The 419-nt window shown below is 84.7% G+C and carries 1 pseudogene; it reads left to right on the forward strand.

The features are described from left to right. Window positions 1-419 (forward strand): annotated as a pseudogene (locus VR45_RS50370) (XRE family transcriptional regulator); the annotation flags it as partial.

The following is a 419-nucleotide window of genomic DNA, read 5'->3' on the forward strand; positions in this document are numbered from 1 at the left end:
CCCCGCGCCCGTCCTCGCCCCCGCGCCCGGGGACTGGACCCGCCCCCCGCTGCCCGGCCCGCCCGTCGCCGCCCTCGCCCCCGTGCTGCCCGCCGGCCTCGCCGCCCACCTGCCCGACCGCCTCCCCGACTACGGGCTGCTCTGCCCCCTCCACGACGCCGCCGGCTGCGCCGTCCCCGCCGCGGCCGAGCTGGCCGCCCTGCACACCGCGTTCCGCGCCGCCGACCCCGACACCGCCGCCCCGGTCGACCCCGACACCGCCCATGCCCTGGCCGGCCTGCTCGCCGCCCACCTGCGGGCCGGCGACAGCCCCAGCGCCCCCGGCACCGCGGCCGTCGAGGACACCCTGCGGGTCGTGCTGCGCCGCCTCGCCGCCCACCCGGCCGGCCCCGACCGCCGCCCGCTGGCCCGGCTCGCCG

The sequence above is a fragment of the Streptomyces sp. NRRL S-495 genome (assembly GCF_000966955.1).
Classification (GTDB): domain Bacteria; phylum Actinomycetota; class Actinomycetes; order Streptomycetales; family Streptomycetaceae; genus Kitasatospora; species Kitasatospora purpeofusca.